The following is a 1,501-nucleotide window of genomic DNA, read 5'->3' on the forward strand; positions in this document are numbered from 1 at the left end:
AATCATCAAATATCCATTCTTATTAAGAAACCCTGAAAGCTTTTATTTTCGTACCTATTGAGAATCAAGCTGTTGATTTAGCGAAGGCTTTAATTCTAGAAGTCCTTCTGTGACTACGTTTCAGATACCTGAATCCTTACACTCCGAGTAAATTACCAGCGGCAGCCAAAACCTGCGCTTCCTCGCCCGCGATCGAATTTACCTGCATCGAAGGGAGACGGAAACTAAAAGTCGATCCCATATCCAGTCCCGGACTCTGGGCCCAAACCGTGCCGCCGTGGAGTTCCACCAACTGCCGGACGATCGCCAGACCCAGCCCCAAACCGCTATAATTGCGAGTAATCGTAGCATCCGCTTGCCGAAAAGACTCAAACACGTAAGGCAAAAAATTCGCAGCCACCCCAATTCCCGTGTCGGTAACAGCCAGCTCAACCTCGGAATCAACTCTCGAAAGCCGGATTTCCACTCGCCCCCCGCGCGGCGTAAACTTAATCGCATTCGTCAGCAAATTCCAAATCACTTGCTGCAAGCGGCCGGGGTCTCCTGATACCCAAAATCTCGGATTTAACTGATATTCAGGATTGCCAGAAACCTCCCCGGATTCGTTCAATTCAGCAGTTTCCCAGCCCAAATCTATAATTGCAAACCGCAAATCGATCGACTTAGCATCGGCGGCCAACCGCACCGTATTCACCGCTGCTTCCACCAGAGAAATTATATTTACCGCACAAGGATTCAAAGTCAACTTGCCGCGAATAATTCTAGAAATATCGAGCAAATCATCAATCAATTGAGTTTGCAATTTAGCATTTCGCTCAATAGTGGACAAAGCCCTCTCAGTAGCAGCCGGACTCAAACTGCGGTGGCGAAGCACCTGCGCCCAGCCCAAAATCGCGTTTAAGGGCGATCGCAACTCGTGAGAAAGAGTTGCCAAAAACTCATCTTTCATCCGATTTGCCTGCTGAGATTCCTCGTAAAGCCGGGCATTATCGATCGCCCCCGACACCGCCTGAGCCAACTGCATTAAAATAGTTTCATCATCTTCGGCGAACTCCCCCTCGTACTTGTCCGACAACTGAATCAATCCCAGATTGCTGCCGTCCCGAGCCTTCAGCGGTACCGCCAGCCAGCCCCCCATCGGCCGGTGCTTGCCCCCAGCCTGGCCGCACCCCTGCTTTGCCGGGTGAGATTCTAACTCGCCTTGAGTCATCCGCACTGCCTGTTGCTGCTGGCACACTTCCTGGTAAATGCCCGTACCGTCTGGTACTTGGCAGTAATCTTGCCACGCGGCGTATTTTTCTGACATGGAAAACTTGCTAATTCCCGCCTCCCAGTTGGCGTTCGGGTTGAGGTTGACTGCTAAGTAGTCAGACAGAATTAATTACACAAATACATAGTATAATGATATTCCAGGCAAAATTATGAGTTAATTACAGTTTCCTATGATGTTTATCAGAGAAATAAATCCTCTTTCGTCTAAATTGCTCGACTCGAATTCATC

At 49.1% G+C, this 1,501-nt stretch carries 1 protein-coding gene; it reads right to left on the reverse strand.

Translation table 11 applies throughout. From position 1 onward, the window contains the following. Window positions 1-136: 136 nt before the first annotated feature. On the reverse strand, window positions 137-1,306 hold the full coding sequence (locus ACUVJL_RS14215; RefSeq protein ID WP_445246438.1) for a GAF domain-containing sensor histidine kinase: 1,170 nt from the start codon (window positions 1,304-1,306) through the stop codon (window positions 137-139). Between the last annotated feature and the right edge of the window lie 195 nt (window positions 1,307-1,501).

It is taken from the genome of Microcoleus sp. OTE_8_concoct_300, from assembly GCF_031383065.1.
Taxonomy (GTDB): Bacteria; Cyanobacteriota; Cyanobacteriia; order Cyanobacteriales; family Microcoleaceae; genus Microcoleus.